The organism is Pseudomonas syringae pv. coryli str. NCPPB 4273 (assembly GCF_000972175.1).
In the GTDB taxonomy this organism is placed as follows: domain Bacteria; phylum Pseudomonadota; class Gammaproteobacteria; order Pseudomonadales; family Pseudomonadaceae; genus Aquipseudomonas; species Aquipseudomonas syringae.
This window is the reverse complement of sequence record NZ_AWQP01000048.1, coordinates 71011-90368: the sequence shown is the minus strand read 5'-3', so window position 1 is coordinate 90368 and position 19358 is coordinate 71011. Positions and strand designations below refer to the sequence as shown.

At 53.0% G+C, this 19358-nt stretch carries 15 protein-coding genes; 6 read left to right on the top strand and 9 right to left on the bottom strand.

From position 1 onward, the window contains the following. Nucleotides 1-321: 321 nt before the first annotated feature. Both P406_RS19375 and P406_RS26850 read right to left on the bottom strand, forming a co-directional pair. On the bottom strand, nucleotides 322-1338 hold the full coding sequence (locus tag P406_RS19375) for a RelA/SpoT domain-containing protein (protein WP_046237065.1): 1017 nt from the start codon (nucleotides 1336-1338) through the stop codon (nucleotides 322-324). Between the two features lie 249 nt (nucleotides 1339-1587). Then, complete coding sequence (locus P406_RS26850) at nucleotides 1588-2283, bottom strand: hypothetical protein (RefSeq protein ID WP_052739344.1); 696 nt, start codon at nucleotides 2281-2283, stop codon at nucleotides 1588-1590. 64 nt (nucleotides 2284-2347) lie between these two features. Here P406_RS26850 and P406_RS19365 point away from each other — a divergent pair, with 64 nt between their 5' ends. After that, nucleotides 2348-2713: a Rap1a/Tai family immunity protein gene (locus P406_RS19365; RefSeq protein ID WP_144430980.1), complete on the top strand. Its 366-nt coding sequence runs from the start codon at nucleotides 2348-2350 to the stop codon at nucleotides 2711-2713. A gap of 292 nt (nucleotides 2714-3005) precedes the next feature. On the opposite strand, the gene P406_RS19360 is transcribed toward P406_RS19365, so the two are convergent. Continuing rightward, nucleotides 3006-3626, bottom strand: a complete 621-nt coding sequence (locus P406_RS19360; RefSeq protein WP_046237063.1) for a recombinase family protein — start codon at nucleotides 3624-3626, stop codon at nucleotides 3006-3008. 1021 nt (nucleotides 3627-4647) lie between these two features. Between P406_RS19360 and P406_RS19350 the strand changes: the two genes are divergently transcribed. The 4 genes from P406_RS19350 to P406_RS19335 all read left to right on the top strand — a co-directional run bounded on the left by P406_RS19350 (nucleotide 4648) and on the right by P406_RS19335 (nucleotide 9446). Beyond that, complete coding sequence (locus tag P406_RS19350) at nucleotides 4648-5580, top strand: DUF4145 domain-containing protein (protein ID WP_046237061.1); 933 nt, start codon at nucleotides 4648-4650, stop codon at nucleotides 5578-5580. 514 nt (nucleotides 5581-6094) lie between these two features. After that, nucleotides 6095-7021, top strand: coding sequence for a ribokinase (rbsK, locus tag P406_RS19345; RefSeq protein WP_046237060.1), 927 nt, complete (start codon nucleotides 6095-6097; stop codon nucleotides 7019-7021). A 29-nt stretch (nucleotides 7022-7050) separates the two neighbouring features. Next, nucleotides 7051-8382, top strand: a complete 1332-nt coding sequence (gene fucP, locus P406_RS19340) for an L-fucose:H+ symporter permease (RefSeq protein ID WP_046237059.1) — start codon at nucleotides 7051-7053, stop codon at nucleotides 8380-8382. After that, entirely contained in the window at nucleotides 8379-9446 is a 1068-nt protein-coding gene (locus P406_RS19335) for an aldose 1-epimerase family protein (protein ID WP_046237058.1), read from the top strand. The genes fucP and P406_RS19335 overlap by 4 nt, the downstream gene beginning before the upstream one ends. 5 nt (nucleotides 9447-9451) lie before the next feature. On the opposite strand, the gene deoR is transcribed toward P406_RS19335, so the two are convergent. Next, complete coding sequence (gene deoR / locus P406_RS19330) at nucleotides 9452-10222, bottom strand: DNA-binding transcriptional repressor DeoR (protein ID WP_046237057.1); 771 nt, start codon at nucleotides 10220-10222, stop codon at nucleotides 9452-9454. Nucleotides 10223-10324: 102 nt separating this feature from the next. On the opposite strand from deoR, the gene deoC reads away from it, so the two are divergent. Then, nucleotides 10325-11005 (top strand): deoxyribose-phosphate aldolase, encoded by a 681-nt coding sequence (gene deoC, locus P406_RS19325; protein WP_046237056.1) that lies wholly within the window; start codon nucleotides 10325-10327, stop codon nucleotides 11003-11005. Nucleotides 11006-11038: 33 nt separating this feature from the next. Here the strand turns inward: deoC and P406_RS19320 are convergent, their stop codons facing one another. The 5 genes from P406_RS19320 to P406_RS19300 form a co-directional block, all read right to left on the bottom strand. After that, nucleotides 11039-11287: a hypothetical protein gene (locus P406_RS19320; protein ID WP_032698248.1), complete on the bottom strand. Its 249-nt coding sequence runs from the start codon at nucleotides 11285-11287 to the stop codon at nucleotides 11039-11041. A gap of 588 nt (nucleotides 11288-11875) precedes the next feature. Beyond that, nucleotides 11876-13063 carry a DUF6932 family protein gene (locus P406_RS19315; protein ID WP_144431126.1) on the bottom strand — a complete coding sequence of 396 codons (1188 nt, stop codon included), beginning with the start codon at nucleotides 13061-13063 and terminating at the stop codon, nucleotides 11876-11878. A 525-nt stretch (nucleotides 13064-13588) separates the two neighbouring features. After that, nucleotides 13589-14677: a hypothetical protein gene (locus P406_RS19310; RefSeq protein WP_046237054.1), complete on the bottom strand. Its 1089-nt coding sequence runs from the start codon at nucleotides 14675-14677 to the stop codon at nucleotides 13589-13591. Nucleotides 14678-14908: 231 nt separating this feature from the next. Further along, nucleotides 14909-16807, bottom strand: a complete 1899-nt coding sequence (locus P406_RS19305) for a UvrD-helicase domain-containing protein (RefSeq protein ID WP_046237053.1) — start codon at nucleotides 16805-16807, stop codon at nucleotides 14909-14911. Next, nucleotides 16804-19296, bottom strand: coding sequence for an ATP-dependent endonuclease (locus P406_RS19300; protein WP_235810429.1), 2493 nt, complete (start codon nucleotides 19294-19296; stop codon nucleotides 16804-16806). The genes P406_RS19305 and P406_RS19300 overlap by 4 nt, the downstream gene beginning before the upstream one ends. Nucleotides 19297-19358: the final 62 nt, after the last annotated feature.

Genomic DNA, 19358 nt, shown 5'->3' with positions numbered 1-19358 from the left:
AGCACGGGTGCGGTATTTTCTACCGAGGTGTTGAGCGAGTCGCACCGTGGCGTAGTCGGGGTCTAAGTGATTGTAAAGTAAAACCTTACCGCTCTTCTGGCCTTGCTGGCGGCTTGATTGGCTGAAAACCAAGACGGAGCTGGAAGTGGCGGAGCATGAAGCTCACCTGCGACGCCTGTCAGAGCCCAAAGAAATGGTTAACTCTGAGCCAAACACATAGGGCGACTAGCGTGCTTGCACCTCCCCATAACAGGGGCGACACGCGGCCCAAAAGCACGGGGTTGTGAAAGCACTCGTAAGATTGTGAACAGCGGCACAGAGTTATTTGGCGCCGAGAATTTCTTGGCCCTCTGTCAACAGCCGAATAAAATCTTTTGCGTCAGAAAAGTAGTTCTTGAAGGCCATCCGGATTTCTTCATTCGTATCGGCCTTGACGAGTACCACATCAAGGTTGGGAAAATCTCTTTCAAGCCTAAAAAGCTCTTTCAGAGCGTCTGGTGCTTCTTTGAAGCTCCTAACCTCTAGACTTCCGTCTTCCTTAAAAATGAGGATTGAGTTTCTATTTTCTGTAGACACTGTTTCGGATGAGTTAAGACCGGTAAGCATCCGCACAAGATGAATCTCACTGTCTATGGACAAGAATTGATCAAGGAGGGCTTTGTTACTGAGGTCAGGGAATGGCCCGGTGTGATCTTCATGTGCACGAGCCAATATCTCAGAGGCAAGTGCCATACACTGCTCGTATCGCTTGTCGCCCTGTTGAAATTTCGGCTGGCTTTCAGTGATGAATCCTATTACCTCGACCGCAGTCGCCCAAGCGTGTTGGACGAGGGTTCGATATTGTATTTCTAATAGAAGACCTCGGTACTGATCGCCATTTTTTGACCGCACATCATAGGTATACACGTCATGGATACCCCGATAGCCTGTAGGTTTTGGCGACTTTATATAGTGGTACTTGTCTGTGTCATTCTTTCGCTTGTGCTTGAATCGTGCCCTGTGGAAGTCCTCTCGAAATTCGTATAGATCATCGATAGAGCGAAAAATGAGACGGCAACCGGCCACATCATCCATGCGAGAAAGTTCCATTTTCGGTAAGCGTAGGAGCTTGTCAAAGATAGTATTCTTACGCTTGTGACGCTGAGCCACGACGACCTGCTTTCCACGAGTCCGAGTCCTGAGACTAGCTTGAAACGTGTTTAAGACTATCCGATGCGCTGCCCTCCACTCATCGATGACTCGGATATCTTCGGGCGACGCACAGCGATCACGAATGGTACGGCCCGCTGCATTGACGCGTGTCTTCGAACCACCGGGAAAAACTGATACGTCAGGCATGTAAACCTCTAGCTTGAAGGATAAAACGCACTCAGTCCGAGCATCCTAGGGCAATAAAAGTCAAAAAGCCATCAGGAATAAGTACGGGTTGCGGACTCCGTTGATGGAGGGTGACACCAACAGCGTCAGCGGGGCTATTCCGAGGGCGATTCGATCATCGCAGGTAAGGTGTGCATCGAAGGCCTGCACTGAAGAGATACGCACCAAAGCAAGGACCTTTGCATTGGAATCAGGCGATGGCAAGGTCCACTACAAGATGTATGCGTTAGCTGCCAGCCAATTAACTGCACAGGCGGTGAGCGCGATACTCGCCCATAGGTATGGCAACGAGTATTCCGTGCCATGTGAAGTCTTCAGATTTGCAATTACACGAGCGTAGTAGGTCGCGAAAAAAACTAGCCAGTAAGGGCACGGATAACTGAATTCAAACGCGGGCAAGAGTCGGAATTCCGGCGACACTTTATCGCGATAACTGCATCTGACGTGAAACGTTACAATATGACCAGCGCCTACAGTCAAGCGTCTTTTCTCAGCAGTGTTCGACACCATCCGGTAACCCTTCTTGACTATCTCAGGCTGGACATCGCCTTCGACCTCATGCCCTAGAAAGGTCATATGCTCTGACGTGTCCTTCCGTATTGCTCTGGCCTTGATGTGTCTCATGACGGTAATCAAGCATCTTTCGAACGACCGCCGATAAACCGTATTATCAACGTATGTTACCTCCGGGGCGTGCTGGTAAAACCTAAGCATCAGATAAGAATTGGCAACCAGTGCAACAAGCCAGACGTGTTGGAGATTCTTGGTAAACGCAACCTTCGTCCCAAGCAGCGATACTGTCTTAAGGTCTGCTCCGAAGAACCATAACGCGATGAGCAGAGAGGAAAAGGACAGCAGCATACCCCTTGCCTTCTTGAAATCTCCCTCGTCGAATCCGGGATTCATAACGCCTCCTTGGTAGATGGCGAAATGGTAGCATTTGTGAAAATCATAGGCACGAGAGATAAGCATGAAAGCAGGGATGGCGGCGGTGGCACTCTTTGGCACTGTGCTTTGGGGACAGCTAGCACAGGCCGATACTGGTGCTGAGATGGCAGGATACTGCCGAGCGTTCCTAAGCGAGAAGCTAGACCCTGAGCAATCTTTCGGCGCCGGTGTATGTGCTGGATTGGTCTATGGCGTTACCGATACTCTGAAGACCGCCCATATCGTTAGCCCAGACGCGGTGTCTGTCTGCATCCCGATAGATGGTTTTACCATGGGGCAGGCAGCTCGAATCCTGCTTAAATACCTCGATGACCATCCCGAGACTCTCAACGAGAATTCCTCGACGCTCGCTATGAAGGCATTCCGCAAAGCATATCCGTGTAGATAACCAATCCGTTTTTCCGCTAAAAACCAATCCCGCCGTCCAGACAAACATGCACCTTCGACGGCGATCGACTGTACTGGCTGGAAAGTAAGATGGGATGGTGGGGAATGGTGCCTGTGCGATAGGCGTGAAACACAGCGCACCAGCTCGAGGGCTACTTCGCCAAAATTCTGAAATAAGGCCTAAAGGTTGCGCTTGCTGGCGGCGTGATGGTTGCTGAGGGTTAGTCACACGGTCTCCCAGGAGCAGAGACGACAAAGCCCGCTTATGCGGGCTCTGGTGACCCATAGAGCGATCAGGCCTTCAGTTCACGTTTGATCCTGTACACCGTTGCAACGCCACATCCGGCGAGGACAGCCAAGTCATCGGCACTCATGTTCGGATGCTTCGCCATCTGAGCCTTAACCTTCTCCCACAATTTGGCATTCTTGGCCATACCGGGAGGTGTCCAGTCTTCGTTAGCCCGCTTGTTAGCTAAGCCTTGGTGGATACGCTCTACACGTTTTTCTTGATCCAGCCTTGCCATGGTAGCCATGAGGTCAATCAACATGTCGTTGATCACTTTCATGATCTGGCCTGTGATGCCCTTATCTTCGACCATCATGTGGCTGGTGGGCAGGTCATGCACAACGAGGCGGAGACCATTGGTATCGATAGTAGAGCGCAGCACTCGCCAATCAGCTTGGGAAAGGCGGGACAGCCTGTCTACAGATTCCACCAGCAGCACGTCACCGGGCTGGGCCACTTCCAACAGACGCAGCAACTCAGGCCGATTCAACTTGGTGCCGCTGATGTTCTCGCTATAGACGCCAACGATGGTTAGTTCCTTTTCATCAGCAAATGCTTCAAGTGAGACCTGAGCGCGGTCAGCGTGTTGATCCTTGGTCGGTGCTCCCAGGTACAGATGGGCATTCATTGCTGTCTATCCTTTAGATTGCTAAGTGATAGGCAAATGACAATACGATCATATAGCTATCATAAAACGTTATCTGATAGCAGGTGACGGGCGGTTATCTCACTACTCTATAGGTAGGCCTAAAAAATAGCTGCCCTAATGATCCAAGATGCAGCAAGTCAGTCTCGCTGGATTATTGCAGGTATCCGTGATCGTCCTTCTGCGGTTAGTGACACTCCCTCGTACCGCCCCCCGCCAATGTCTGCACCAGACACGAGCCCTTGGGCAAGCAGCTGACTAAACGAATCTGCGTTTCGGTCTCCAATCTCATGCTGGCCCTCAAGAATAGCCACCAGCAAATCTTCCTCCCTTTTGAACATTGACATCATCACTTCTCCTCGTTAGTGGAAACTCAGTCTACAGATAATTGGAGCACGGTATGGAGGTGTAGTTTGCTGGCACCCCATAACGGCTATCCGTCCGGGTATCAAAGCTCTTGAGCCTTTGGTATACGATTGTACGCGGGCTCTGCATGATTCAATCATTTTGCATTGTTTTGAGCGCTTTTACAGTGTCGACTTGGTTGAAAACTATGTTTCACAGGCCCCGGCTTGACCCTCATCCCGCACAGCCCGCGCCTTTACTGGGCTGTAGCTATGATGGAGATTACAGCCCGATGTGAAAACCTCATTCGAAGGTATGTTTTCGAGCGTTTCCAGATGGTTTTTGGGGTTTTAAGCTGGGTTTAAACTAGGAGAAACAGATAATGGATATCTTCGAATGGAACGCAGTATTCGTGTTGATGGGTAGGAGCCTCGTCTGCTCGTCTGCTCAGCTGCATGACTACGCAGCCGTTGACTGCGTCAGAAAAGAGCTTCCCGCTCTAGGTGTTATGCAAGCATGATGACGACGAAGCTCAGCACCCTTTGAAGATGTTGCATGACATGCCTGATCGCAATCGCGGGTGATTAGCTGATGTTCAACGCTGCGAGATGATGGCATAATGCCGCTCTCAGCTTGCATGCAGATAAGGAGGTTAGCATTGAAAGAGAATGGCGATCTGGAAATTGGGGATGTAGTAAAAAGTGATTGCCGAAAATGCAACTCCAAAACTCGACATCAGATTAAGGGATTGATTGTAGACAAGCGCCACAATCCGTGGGAGAACGAGAGAGACTCCTGGGCTGTGGTTCAGTGTCAGGGCTGCCTGACGAATTCTTTTCACTTGAGAAACGAAGACTTTGAGCAAGTCTTCGAAGATTTTGAAGGAGAACTACAGCATTCTGTTACCGATACTTCTTTCCCCAGCGTCATAAGGAAGCATCGGCCGCTTTCTGCGACACACTTGTTGCCGCATCTGATAAATACAATTTATCAACAAACAGTTAAAGCACTGAGTCAGAATGCTAACGTCCTCGCAAGCATTGGACTTAGGGCTACAATTGAGGCGGTATGTAACAACCTCACAGTATCTGGGACTAATCTGCAGAAGCGTATCGACTCACTTTTCAAAGCAGGCTATGTCTCCAGCGGAGATAAGAGGCGCTTGCACGCCATCCGTTTTCTTGGAAATGATGCTGCACATGAAATTAAGCAGCCGCAAAGAACGGACATACTCATAGCGCTTGAAATCGTTGAACATTTGCTTAATACAGTTTTCATCCTTGAAAGCAGGGCTAAAGGTCTAGAGACCGTAGTAGAAGACTATCAAGAATTTCTCAAGCTGTTAGAACAGTGTGCGCGGAAGCATAAAGATGGCAATGCCTTAAACTTGCTAGGAATTCTAGGTAAACAAAGACGACTTATTGCCATAAGCCTGGACGTTTTTGAGACCCAGCTGCTACAAGAGCTTGACGCGGACCGTATTCCATTCTTGCTCAAAGCCACCCCACAAAACGACGGTGGCAAAGTCATCCATATGTATCAGGTTAATCCGGATTACTTCCAAGAAGATCCAGACGAAATCCCTTTCTGAGCCGTTCGAGTTGACAGAGTTAGCGTAAGTAGCATCGGTGAGTCCGGCACATACCCATTAAGCTCATCTGTAAAGTTCGTGAACGTCTTCAGCACCGTAGCTAAGGGCGCTTTGCTAGACAACCCATCCAGCTTAGCAAGGTGTTCCTCGTGCTTTGGCACGTCTGGGTTTAGGTGACCATGTAGCTATTACAAAGTTTTGTGTCGTGTCAAGGCCTGAAGCTTTACGGCCTTAAGAAACCCGGTCATCACATCTTCGCCCGAGAACTGAACGATACATTTGTGGTTTCCGGGGTCTGAAAAAATGGCCGTGGAATCAATTGTTCAAGGACACGCCTTGCGCGCGCGACACCCCTTTCTCCGATCCGGAACGGCCACCAAAACGCCCTGCAGGCGTTTTGATAGCGCATGCTCACATCAAAAAATAAAGATTGAATCCTCACAGAAAATGTTATTTAAATAACATAAATAAAGCCGTCGAGGCTTCCATCGGCGCTGGTGAGGTCAAAATAACAATGAGCAAGATTGCAGTCATCGGCAGCAACATGGTCGACCTGATTACTTACATCGAACGCATGCCTGCCCAGGGCGAAACGCTCGAAGCACCGCGTTTTGCCATGGGCTGCGGCGGCAAGGGTGCCAATCAGGCCGCTGCCGCAGCGCTGTTGGGCGCGGACGTGCTGATGCTCAGCAAGGTCGGCGACGATGCTTTTGCCGATACCACCCTGGCCAATTTTCAACGTCTGGGCATTGATACGCGTTTCGTCGAACGGGTGCCGGGCGTGTCGAGCGGCGTGGCACCGATCTTCGTCCAGGAGAACTCCCACAACAGCATCCTCATCGTCAAAGGTGCCAATGCCCACCTGAGCCCGGCCGATATCAACCGTGCCGAGGCGCAGCTGCGCGATTGCGCGTTGATTGTGCTGCAACTGGAAGTCGAGCTGGCGACCGTTTACCACGCCATCGCCTTCGCTCATCGGCATGCCATCCCGGTGCTGCTCAATCCGGCGCCGGCCTTGGCCGGCCTGAGCCGCGAGCACCTGGCGCAGTTAGATTTCCTGATCCCCAACGAGAGCGAGCTGGCTCTGATCAGCGGCCAGCCGGTGACGTGCGCTGAGGAAGCGGCTCAGGCTGCCCGCCAACTGGTCGCGCTGGGCGTACGCCACGTCATCGTCACCCTGGGCGAACAAGGGGCGCTGTACGTCGGTGCCGAAGGCGAGTGGCAGACACCGGGGGTCAAGGTTCAGGCGCGTGACACCACCGGTGCCGGTGACGCCTTCATTGGCTGCTTCGCCCGGCACTGGAGTCAGGACAGCAATATTCGCCAGGCCATGCAGCAGGCGGTGGCCTACTCGGCCTGCTCGGTCACCGGCCTCGGCACGCAATCTTCTTACCCCGATGCGCCGACGTTTGCGCGCTTCCTCAATGCATCGGCCAACTGACACTCACCAGCATCTCGCGGAGAACAATAATGAATAAGCCTGCGCTGCAACAAACCCCGGACGGGTTCTACCTGAACCGTACGCCGTGGTTCGCCTTCATCCTGCTCTGCAGCATCTTCGCCCTGTGGGCGGCGGCCGCGAGCATGAACGACGTGCTGATCGCGCACTTCAAGAAGGCCTTCCTGCTCAGCGACTTCCAGACCGCTTTCGTCCAGTCGGCGTTCTACCTGGGCTACTTTTTCGTCGCCATTCCGGCCGCACTGGTGGTGCGTCGCTTCAGCTACAAGACCACCATCCTCATCGGCCTGATGCTGTACCTGTTCGGCTGCGCCCTGTTCTTTCCAGCGGCGTCGACCGCCAAGTACGGCATGTTCCTGATGGCACTGTTCGTCATCGCCGCCGGCCTGTCGTTTCTCGAGACCGCGTGCAACACCTATTCGACACTGATGGGGCCGCGGGAAACCGGCACACGGCGCCTGAACATCTCGCAGACCTTCCACCCGTTTGGCGCCATGACCGGGGTGTACGTCGGCAGCTTCGTGATGTTCAAGGACACCGACGCCACGCGCGAACAGTTGGCCCAGATGAGCGCCAGTGAGGCGGCGGCGCAGCAATTGCAAATGATCCAGTCGACCCTGCTGCCGTACAAATGGATGATCGCGGTACTCATATTGATGTTCATCCTGATCGCCATCACCCGCTTCCCGGCGTGCAAGGGCAACGGCACCGTCAGCGAACCGCGGGCGAGCATCGGCCAGAGCCTCGGCCGCCTGCGGCGCAATCCGCGCTTCTGCTTCGGTGTGCTGGCGCAGTTCCTCTACGTTGGCGCGCAGGTCGGGGTGTGGAGCTTCACCATTCGCCTGGCCATGCAAATGGGCGGCATGAACGAGCGCAGTGCCTCGTGGTTCCTGCTGACCACCTTTGCTGCCTATTTCATCGGCAAGATGATCGCCAACCTGCTGATGCGCAAAATGCACCCGGCCAAAGTTCTCGCGGTGTATGGCGTGCTGTGCATCGTGCTGCTGGCCTACACCATCCTGGTGCCGAACATCAGCGCGGTGTATGCCGCCGTGGGGGTCAGTGTGTTTCTCGGGCCTTGCTGGCCGACCATCTATGGTCTGACCATCGATGGGCTCGGCGAGGACACCGGTGTCGGCGGCTCGTTGCTGGTGATGAGCATCGTAGGCGGTGGCGTGATGCCGATCTTCCAGGGCCTGCTCAGCGATGCCAATGGCGGCAACATGCAGATTGCCTACAGCGTGCCGCTGCTGTGCTTCGTGGCCATCGTGATGTACGCAGTGTATTGCATGCGTCAGCCGCAACCGGTGCTGGGTGGCTCGGCCACGGCGGTGGCGCAATGAGTAGCGAAGCGTTGCGCCTGCCGCTCTATCCACAGCTCTGGGACCAGGCCAGCCGGCTGCTGCTCGAATCCGCGAATTTCAGCGTGCGTGCCTGGACCTACCCCAGCGGGGTCAAGGCGCTGTCACTGGAAAACAGCCGCGGCAAGCTGGTGATCTTGCCCTGGCAGGGGCAAATGATCTGGTCGGCCGAATTCGACGGCGTTGATTTGACCATGCTCAATATGTTCACCCAGCCGCGGCCCAGTGCCAGCGTGATCGGCACCTACGGCTGTTTCATGTTTCACAGCGGCCTGCTGCGCAACGGTTGCCCGGGGCCGAAGGATGATCATGCGCTGCACGGCGAAATGCCCTGCGCGCCGATGGACGATGCCTGGCTGCAGGCAGGTGAGGACGAGCACGGCGCTTATCTGCGCCTCGGCGGCACCTGCGAATACGTGCAGGGCTTCGGCGACCATTACCGGGCCAGCCCGAGCGTGACCCTGCGCCCGGCCAGCGGGCTGTTCGAGATCGGCATGCAGGTGGTCAATCTGGCCGGCAAGCCCATGGACCTGATGTACATGGCGCACATGAACTACGCCTACGTCGACGGCGCCCGCCTCACCCAGCCCCTGGGCTGCGAGCGCACACGGGTGCGCGCCAGCGTGCCGGCCCATGTGCGGCCGACGCCGACATGGAGCGCCTATATAGCAGAACTGAGCGAGGACCCGACCCGCCTCAAGGTGCTCGACTCGCCCGCGCTGTATGACCCGGAGATCGTCTGCTTCTTCGATGGCGTGCGCAGCGACGCTCAGGGACAGGCGCATTTCTTTCTCGATCATCCCGACGGCGCGGCGTTCTACACCCGCTACAGCCCGCGGCAATTTGAACATGCCGCGCGCTGGATCCTGCATAACACCGATCAGCAGGTGGCGGCCTTTATCTTGCCGGCCACCTGCGAACCGGAGGGCTACCGCGCCGAACTCGCCAAAGGCAACGTGCGCAGCCTCGCGCCCGGTGCCAGCGCCGAGTTCAGCCTGACCACCGGTTACCTGAACGCAAACGAACGCCGGGCGCTGCAACCGTGATGCTTTTAAAGCACAAGCTGCGCGCCGCCCGCCTCGATGGCCTCGCGGTAGCTACGCGGGATTTTCTTGTCGCTGACCACGCAATGGAAATCGCTCAAGGCACCGAAGTGCGCAGTGCGTACGGCGTCGAATTTGGAATGATCGGCCAGCAGCAGGCTTTGCCGGGCCTGGCGCATGACCTTCTGCTTGACCTCCACCTCGTGGAAATTGAAACAGGTGACACCGCAGTCCAGGCTGACCCCGGCCGCCGAAACAAAGGCCCAGGTCAGGCGCACGCCATCGAGAATGCTGGTTTCGGCATGGCTCTCAAACACCTGGTTCTTGCGGTGGAACATGCCGCCGCAAAGGACGATGCTGCAGTTGGGTTTCTGCTGCAGCTTGAGCAGCACGTTGAGCGAGTTGCACACCGCAGTGAACTCAAGCTCGTCAGGAATGAAGTCGACCACGAAGGGGATCGTCGTGCCACAGTCGAAAAATACCGTGTCGCCGGGCCGGATAAAAGTGGCGGCCAGCTTGCCGATGCGGCGCTTCTCCTCGACATGGCGGGTGCCCTGCTCGCTGACCCGGTAATCCCCCGGCTCAGGATCATCGTGGGCGCGGGTGATGTAGCCACCCAGCAGCCGTAATTGCTCCGGGTGCCGGCTGAGGTCGCGGCGCAAGGTCATTTCGGACACCTCAAGCAGCGCCGCCATCTCCCGCAGATGGATGGCTTTCTGATCTTGCAGGGCCTGTTGAATCTGTTTGATGCGGTCGGTTTTCTTGACGTCCATGGGCATCCCGGCAATCCGTTAGTGGTGTCGCTAGAGTAACACCAAGTGTTAATTTTTTAACTTATGGGTATCCACCCAAGTGTTTTTACTGATGACAGGAATCCCTTGATGAATTCGCTAGAACCCGCTGCACTGGCCCAGGCCATCGATCACACCTTGTTGGCGGCGGATGCCAGCCGAGAGCAGATTGCCACACTTTGCGCCGAAGCCCGGGAACACGGCTTCTACTCGGTGTGCGTGAACTCCGGCCAGGTGCCTTTTGCCGCTCGACAACTGGCCGGCTCTGCCGTGAAGGTCTGTGCGGTGGTGGGCTTTCCGCTGGGCGCCGGGCTGAGTGCCAGCAAAGCGTCGGAAGCAGCCCTGACGATCGCCGCCGGCGCTCAGGAAATCGACATGGTGCTGAACATCGGCTGGCTCAAGGACGGCCTGTTCGATGAAGTCCGCGACGATATCGCCGCGGTGCTGCAGGCCTGTGGCAAGGTGCCGCTCAAGGTGATCCTGGAAACCTGCCTGCTCGATGAGGCGCAGAAGGTGCGCGCCTGCGAGATCTGCCGCGAACTGGGCGTGGCATTCGTCAAGACCTCAACCGGCTTCAGCCGCAGTGGCGCAACGCTCGAGGATGTGGCGCTGATGCGCCGGGTGGTAGGCCCTGACATCGGCGTCAAGGCGTCTGGCGGAGTGCGTGACGTGGCCACGGCCAGAGCGATGATCGAAGCTGGCGCAACACGCCTGGGCACCAGTTCCGGGATTGCGATCGTGACAGGCGCCGGTACGGGGGCGGGCTATTGAGTCTGCGGGCTTTGACCTCAAAGCCCGCTGCACTTAGCTCAGATCGATCACACCGGTCATGGCCGTGAAATGGCTTTGTTTGTGCTGAACCTTGTCGAGAACCTCCGCAGGGGTCGACTCGCGGAAGACCACCATGTGCCCGACGTCCTTGCCGCCTTCGGTCACCCGTTCGATATCGTTGATCATCCAGGTGGTCAGCTCTTCGGCAGTAATGCCCAGTTCAGCCGCTACTCGCTGGTGAAGGCGCTCGGCGTCGTATTGATTGAGTTGATCGCTGTTCATGGGGGTAGCTCCTTAAGGGGGGGGGTTAAGTTCAGTCCCCGTGAGGGCTTCACAGTTCAGTCGGGTTTGAGCGGGCTGCGAATGAGCTGTCACTCCGGCGTTGCACCAGCCCCCCTGCACTCCTCCGGGTATTTGCATATTTATCTTGCGCCGGAAGGCTTCAGAGAAGCTGTAAGCCGGGAAAGCAATCAGCCGGAAGGCCATCAGATGAATCGTGTCCGGATTGGTAATCCGTGGCATCAACGGCACGGGCTCTACGATCTTTTCAGCCTCGTCGTTAGATCAACAGCAAAATTCGAAGTAGAAAAAGGTGCTCAGAAAACTGCGCAGCTATCTGGCCTGCCCTGTCCATCATCAGCGCCTGATGGGCCGTTAGAGATCTAAACATGGCCGCCTTGGGTCGGTGGCTGGCTGCTGTGATTGGGCTACTATCGGCCAATAGCGGTCACTTGCGGGTGGCACAAAATAGCCAAAATTGGCTATTTAAGAACCGTACAGCCCGCAGTGCCTGTTGGTCTCTGACGAATGTCGTTTGATAGATGTTTTCGAAGACCAAGCTACAATGTGATAATACTAATGAGGCCCTACTTATAGATTTTCGCTTTTTATTTTTTGCATAATTCGCTTATAATCTTCTTCATCACCGGCGTGCTTGTTGCTATTTAGGAATGGCATCCACATCGACGTTATCACATCTTTTTTGATTACATTGTTGTGATCAAAAATCTTGTTACTGACCTGAGTCAGAATCTCGCTTTTTGATTTAAACCCCTCTGTCCCTGCTTGACCAAATAATGGATCGAGACCTAACCATTCAGCCGGTTTTTTGGGCATCCACTTTACCCATTGATCATTAGGAGCGATTTCATTTCTGACTCGCGCCACCTTAAATCCAGCACAACTTTCCCAGTCGTATTTTTCGTTCAAAATACTACCGGTCAGGATGATAGTATTAAAGTTTACAGGAGGAAACTCCTCAAACCCATTTAGGTATGCTCCAATCAGATAAGTACCAAACGAATGTGCAATTACGGAGATCCGTTCTCCGTTCTGGCAGTAATCTTCTTTTATGGAGAAGATCCAATCCCTGAACAGATCGACAGCCTCTTTTCTTTTTCCTTTATTCAATAAAATATCGGGCGTCGTAAAGCCATAAATATATGGAGCAACAATCCACCCCTGGCTGTTTGCGACCGGAATTAAACTTGCATTCCAGTCTGCATGCGACATAAGACCATGAATAGTCACCAGAACGCCAGGGGCTTCGTTTAAATCGACCAAGTGCCTATTAAAATAAGCTCTCTTGATCACCTCGAAGGTTTCATCATCAGGCTCGTGAGTTGTTTCCCACGGTTTGTCCGGATGATTCAGACTGATCTGCACCACCCCCACTTCATGACCGTATCTCGCGTAGGACAATAGCCTCACAAAAGATGAAGCAATGATTGGCTCATCAATAGAGCAAAACATAATATCGGTTCGTCTTCCATCTAAAACGAGTCGCTCGGGCTTGGAAGGTATATGTTCCTTTTTTTGTAGAACAATCACCACATCTAGGTCGTGAGGATCTTCTTTGTCGGTTACGTATGAGCCACCAATTAAAACACAGACTGCATTTCGCGAATTAGAGAAATCCAAAATATCTACAAATGCTTTTCTGATTTGCTTCCTTTTTTCATTTACCAGACAGAATCGTTCAATAAATTCTTGAGCAGAACAAACATGGGTTCCAGTTGGTAAAAAACCTTTCGATGTAAGCGCCGGCAGCCTATTCATGATTTTTCTCGCGGATGGATGGAAGGCTAACTAACTTTATACGATCTCCTACAATACTACCTAGATTTCGCAGAAAATTGATATAAAAAGCGCGTTTCTTTCCCGCCCTACATGAAAATGCCAGGCCAAGCGCATTGATTAAGGTAACACTGCTGATAACGATCCGATTTCTGCGATTAGATTAATAGCTCACTGAATCACCCCTCGTTATCCAAAGCGTCGCGACAGTCAGCTTTGGGTCGGTTGCGGACCTTCGCGACAGGCTGCAATCGGCCTAAAGCTGCCAGTAGTGACCGGTTGGTAGAAACGGTAGGCTTCTTACCAAACAAGCAACTAGTGACGTTCATATCCATATTGCGGGCAGGTTTAAGAGCGTTGGAACCGAGTTCGGAGAAGTCAAAGAAAAAGTCGATTAAGTAAACTGGTGGAATTGCGAGGCAGCTCCTAGTACGTCAGTACACGCTAGCGCCAACCCGGTTTCGGTATAACTAGCATCACCATCGGTAATTCTGCATCAGAACCCGACTAGTAGAATGTGATCATTCGAAGAAGATGATCATCAGGTTTATACTCTAGAGCAACATTCATACGGGCGATGCGGCCTGACCCGGATTGTGGCACCTCAATTATTACGTTAAATATTTTCACATCAAATTCTTTCAAGTAGCGAAGATTATATATATAGCTCGCTTCAATTTTCGAACGTATTAGACTCGCCAACTGATCCTTGTCAAGCTCAACAAGACCACCTTTTATCAGCTTTCCTGCTTTTATTAAGTACTCATATTTCTTATCTTCTATTTCAATATCCATGTCTGCTAGCGGCGACACCACCCCTGAAATTGCATTGAGTGAGAAATGTGTATCTGTCTCGAATCCTGGCCAAGTCGGCCTTTCGATTTTATAGCTGAGGAAATGGCTGAAATCGTGCGACTGAATGCTCTTTATTTTAAATCCAAGGTCCTCAAACGGATAAAATGTGATGTTAATGTTTTCATCGTTCGACCGATCATCCTCATGAGGGAGAATGATCAGGTTCTCTCGTTTTATGCATACATTTACTAAAATAGTAGAAAGGTAGGCCTTTGCTGGGGAAGCGTAAGTGGTCGGAATAAGTCCCAGATACGCTGAAAATGATTTTAAACCTTCATGGATTCTCTCCAAAGACGCATCGGTGACATTATTTAAATATACGCAAAAGAGAAGATTACTGTGTTTATATTCAAGCGATTTTGTAAGAATCAAGCTCTCACATAGTATGTCGTATACAAGGTCCTGTTCTTCGTTGCTCGCGACGAGGTCTCCAGCAAGAATACTATGTGTGCTTCTAGGATCTAGAAAAGGTAAGACCGCTTGCATTACCTCGCGACCATAACTGCTAGATTCTATTGCTGTTGAATCGAAAATAAGTCCAACTTCGTTATGCTCTAAAGATGGAGTTAGCGCTGCTTTTAGATTCGCATAGTCCACGCCGCTTTTCTTAAGGTCACGAACGGTACTTTTGAACATATATTGAATTTCGCTCGTCATTCTCGAATGAGAAACTTTAAAAGCTTCGCTAGTTACTTCGAGAAAAATATTCCCTCTTGCATTTAGAGTAAAAATTTTATCCATTTTTTAAGTTCCGTGAGAACGAATTTTATGTGTGGGCATACGCCTAAGTAACGATGACTAGAACATTATCATTCTATACACCATGGTCAGTAGGATAGCCGAACTTTACTGGAAACAGCCTCCCCATAAACGTCCGCTGTTGGCCGACATGAGTCAGTCGCCGTAGGTGCAGTCTACTGACACCGGTCAGTCATGAAAGGCAGAAGCAGTGAACGCGAAAATATGCCAGCGCTAAGTTAGAGCGGCTTCCAAAGTCTCCTCATCCACAATGTCGGCAGAATCAAAGATGCCGGTTTCGGCAATTTTTTCTCGAGCGGTTTCGATGTCCTGCACGAACATGACCACAGCGAGATCCCTAGTCGCTCGGGAGCAACACACGTAGAAAAGCCTTCTGGTGCGATCCATCACGCTATCCTTGCCCTGTGCAAGGTTTTCCAGATCAGTATCTGAGGGCTCCACAATGCCGAAGTATTTTTCGTAGGAGAACTGCCTTTGTCCTCTACCTTCTTCGTCATCTATGAGCACCAAAACGCGTTCGAATTCCGCCCCCTTCACTCCCTGCTGGGTCGCAAACGGTGAAAGATCTTCGAGGTAGTGACGATAGCCAGCCAATTCACCGACACCGCAACGTAGGAAAGCCGACACGGCGGGGATCTCAGGATCATCATCGTCAGCTGTGCGGTCTGGGCCCAAGTATTTTGTCCACGCTTCGTCCAGTTGTAGCAGACCTGCTGCCTGGGAGTGAACGAGCACGTCCTGCAGCAATGCATCGCTCGAAAAAATGAGTCTGGCCAACTCTGTTGTGGATGCTTGCAATGCCCGAAGCACCGCTACCGGATCGCTACCGACCAGAGCCGTTGGCTGCAATAATGGACATTCCGAACGCAGAAAAGTCATGACGTCGAGCTTTCGGTTTTCTGAAACCGCCGTTGCCAAGGGTAGCAAGTAATCCAGAAACGGCCGCAGCGGCCATGCGGTGCCGTCCTTAAGGCCCTCCTTGATGGACGGTGGTGCATCGTTGTCATTCAAAGCAGCGTAAAGATTCGGAAAGCCGAGCCTCGCTGCCGCCATCCGATGCACGACAACCAAAACCCTGAAGTCAGCGGCAAGATCACCACTCACCCAATGATCGTCATCGTTCGTACGCCGCATCCATTCACGAACTTTAGCTAGCTTCATAGAGCGATGGTCATCTGCTCTCAGTAGGAAGAATTGAACAGATCCCATAACAGGTTCAGGATTGCCGTCGACCCAGTTCATCCGGCCTCGTGTTTGAGACAAACCGTCATCGGGCTCCCGGATAGCATTCACTACCTGGAGCACTCGCTGCGGACACCTGAAATTTTCTGGCTTGGTGATTTGCTCCCAGCCTGCGGCCGTCTCAATGACTCCAGCACCTTCAAGGTAGATTTTTTGCATCGGATCGCCAAAAAATCCGAGGCAGAACTCCACAGGAGTCGTCTCGGCGATCCTTCTAAATGCAGCCACTACTTCCGGACGCGTGTCTTGGCTTTCATCAATGAAAAGGACTGGATACCTGCTGGCGATGACATCACGAAGCAACTGGCTCTGCTCGATTAGCTCGACCGCGGCCGAAATAACGTCGAAGTGCCCGAGTACACCTCGCCCGAAATCGCTTCCGGCGCCGTAGTTAAAATGAGTCAAATGCCTTACGGCCTCAAGGTGACGCTGGTAACGCGCGATATCTTTCACGAGCCGCTCACGAGTTGCTGCCCGAGTCCTAGGCTTGTCGTGATGCTGCTGCGCCTCGGCGATTTTCTCGTGGATCCTTGCGATGACCCAAGCCTTCAAGTTCACTTGGAATGGCCTGATTACCGTCCACAGAAAACTATGAATCGTCGAGACATGGAACAGCGGATCGTTACCTACGTCCCCCCAGATCTCCTTGACCGCTACTTCAGTGTAGGTAATGCAAGCGACTCTCTGACCACGCATGTTGAGCTTTAGTCTTCGCGTCTGGCCGAGGTGCGCCAGGGCCTTTACCAGCGACGTCGTCTTTCCAGAACCCGCGCCAGCAACCATGACAAAGCTGCGTTGAGGACGCTGGTCCAAGCACAACCTTAGTTCGATATCTGCTTGAGTATCCGGCTGACCGATACGCGCAGTCATACCTCACCCCCGTTGAGAGGCGCCTCCGCCTCAGCTACTGCTGGCGGTGGCGGGGCGACCAGATCCTCCAACCAACGAAGACCGTCCGAAATGTAATTTGGCACCGTCCATGCCGATGGCTCTTGAGCCAGCAGCCCGAGAGCGAAATCAGTTTTACGAAAACTTGAGCTTTTGACCTTACGGTAAAGGCGCTCCGCAATACCTGCGATTTCCAGATTATTGGAACCCTTGATACGTAGGCCGAGATCCTTGCGGTCCAGGTGCTGCGTCCAGGCTAGGTTTTGCAGTGCAAACGCTTCCTCCAACGTCCTGCCTGTCCTCACCTGAGTCGCTCCGCCCCACACCACCGCTACTGGTGTCTGGTAAGCAACACGTACAAGGGCGCCGCCTTCTTCGTCTCGGGATTGAGTGCGCTGTTCGGCAGTCGCAGCCAGCAGATCGTCAATCGTGGTGTGCCCAGGCAGCCACTTGATCAACGTCTGGTTTGAAGTAAGAGCCCCGGCTTCATGAACCATGCACGCCTTGCGCCCTTTACGTCTCGCTTCAGCCTCCTCCGCGTCCTCATTGTCGTCAGGCTCTGCATCCGCTGGATCCTCATCAACCGGCAACTCGCCGTTTGCGGCTAAAGCGCCCGCTGCGGGCGGAGAAACACTGTCAATGTCGGTCACGATCAGCGAAGTGAGCCCCAAGAAATCAATGAGGCCTTTGAATCGATGTCCGAACGCACCACCCACCTCTAAAACGCTCAAATAGTTCGACTGAAGTCGAGGTGCAGCTTTAGCAATCATTTGCGGCATCAGCAGCCGCTCGACGTTCCCTTCAACCAAAATGGCCGCATCAGCGAAGAACATGTCGCAGTGAGTTAGCTTGAGATATCGCTCAAGAAAATCCCTAGTGCGGTCATTCGGGTCGTTAGGATCTACGGCCGCCTCATAAAAAGCTGCCATGCTGAGCACTTTAGATTGCTGTATGCCGGCATCCGCTACTCGCCGAAAATATCGAATAGGTTTGAAGCCTCGCTCGTAAAGGACGTGAGGCGAGTGCGTCGAGACTACAAGCTGGCTGGTGCAATATGGGCTGTCTTCCTCTGGCACGGCGAGGATGTCTAACACTTTCCGAACGAAAACCTGCTGCAGCTGAGCATGGAGATGCGCCTCCGGCTCTTCTATGAATATCAGGTGGAGCGGTGGGCGGTTTTCCTCAATGTCCAACCATCGACCGTGAACATCGAGCAGTTCAACAACCATATAAATCAGGTTCTTGAAACCTAGGCCGTTGTACCTATCAGGCAAGGTTGCCGTGACCTCTGCTGCTCCGAGAGCGCCAAGCGCGTAGTGCACACGTGCCCCTTCATGGCTACTCAGAATGGTCGCAGGGTTCAATGCAGTCTTGATCAGCAGCCGAGGATTGTTGACCCCGGGATAGCCCAGATCTGCCAAACGCTCCAAAGTGGGACCGAAAACACGTTCCAGGTGGTCATTCAGCAGGCTCTCGGACTGGTATAGTGCGCGCTGAGCGTCATAATCCTCGCCGCGCTTCTCAAGGTTCCTTTCGTAGAAACGACTCAAACAGCGGGAGAGATCTTCAGATCGAGATCCAGCATTGGAGTCGGACAGGTGACGCTGAGCATGTAAACAGTCGACCTTTACCAGGCTACCCAGTACATCCCTTCCACTGCGACCCTTATCAGGAATCAGGCGTAGCGGCACGAAACCATCAAGCTGTCTAAACTCAGGGTCAAATCCAGCGCTATCGAGTATGTAGTACCTCAATTCGAAATCACGCCGTAGCCTGTCACCTACGGTATCTGCAATGAAGTCACAAAGGTCACGCGGTCGCGGGTTGTACCCGTGTTGCGCAATGGCTGGCTCCACATCTCGCTGTGCCACGCCTTCCTCTGTTGGCTGCAACAGAGCATGCCGCGCGCTGGCCCGTGCTTCTTGGAAACTGCTTCTCAGAAGGCCGGCATCTGCTGCTGCGAGCTCCACTCGAATACCAACCCGGTTACCTTGCCAATCTAGGCTAGGTAGCAGATCTACAACTCGATGCAGATCGGCTGGCGTGACGCAGAACCAGATGTCGAGGGAAATAGTTGGCAGTTCGACTCCGTCCGCCCCTTCTCCGAAAGCGTTGATGGCGTCCCAGCACTCTGAGCTGAAATCATGGAGGGTAAATCGATCCTTCGAAGCGGAGGTAAAAAGCTGCAAAGCGTGCGCCGCAGATGTTTTACCGCTGTTGTTGGCCCCGACGAATATTGAAATATCGGACGCCAGATCGATGCGAGTGTCCTTCAGACGACGGAAATTACGCACCCAAACGGTCTCAATATGCATATCCTTTCGTTCCCTGAAAAATAGTTTTTGAATACTGAACGACTCGTTTCCACTTTCCCACACACGCCAAGTAATTAAGTTGAGTGCAGGGGCCCTCTGACCAATGTCCGCTTCTGGCCGATAGCGGTCAGTCGCCACCGGCAGATTCAAACCCAAGCGGAGACGCCTGCGACCAGATGCAATCAGTCGACATTACGAGAGGGAATCAACCTCAGGCC

Bases quoted from the DNA above. Each gene is read 5' to 3' on its own strand.
- P406_RS19375 (WP_046237065.1), bottom strand. From the start codon at position 1,338: ATGCCTGACGTATCAGTTTTTCCCGGTGGTTCGAAGACACGCGTCAAT.
- P406_RS26850 (WP_052739344.1), bottom strand. From the start codon at position 2,283: ATGAATCCCGGATTCGACGAGGGAGATTTCAAGAAGGCAAGGGGTATG.
- P406_RS19365 (WP_144430980.1), top strand. From the start codon at position 2,348: ATGAAAGCAGGGATGGCGGCGGTGGCACTCTTTGGCACTGTGCTTTGG.
- P406_RS19360 (WP_046237063.1), bottom strand. From the start codon at position 3,626: ATGAATGCCCATCTGTACCTGGGAGCACCGACCAAGGATCAACACGCT.
- rbsK (WP_046237060.1), top strand. From the start codon at position 6,095: ATGAGCAAGATTGCAGTCATCGGCAGCAACATGGTCGACCTGATTACT.
- fucP (WP_046237059.1), top strand. From the start codon at position 7,051: ATGAATAAGCCTGCGCTGCAACAAACCCCGGACGGGTTCTACCTGAAC.
- P406_RS19335 (WP_046237058.1), top strand. From the start codon at position 8,379: ATGAGTAGCGAAGCGTTGCGCCTGCCGCTCTATCCACAGCTCTGGGAC.
- deoR (WP_046237057.1), bottom strand. From the start codon at position 10,222: ATGCCCATGGACGTCAAGAAAACCGACCGCATCAAACAGATTCAACAG.
- deoC (WP_046237056.1), top strand. From the start codon at position 10,325: ATGAATTCGCTAGAACCCGCTGCACTGGCCCAGGCCATCGATCACACC.
- P406_RS19320 (WP_032698248.1), bottom strand. From the start codon at position 11,287: ATGAACAGCGATCAACTCAATCAATACGACGCCGAGCGCCTTCACCAG.
- P406_RS19315 (WP_144431126.1), bottom strand. From the start codon at position 13,063: ATGAATAGGCTGCCGGCGCTTACATCGAAAGGTTTTTTACCAACTGGA.
- P406_RS19310 (WP_046237054.1), bottom strand. From the start codon at position 14,677: ATGGATAAAATTTTTACTCTAAATGCAAGAGGGAATATTTTTCTCGAA.
- P406_RS19305 (WP_046237053.1), bottom strand. From the start codon at position 16,807: ATGACTGCGCGTATCGGTCAGCCGGATACTCAAGCAGATATCGAACTA.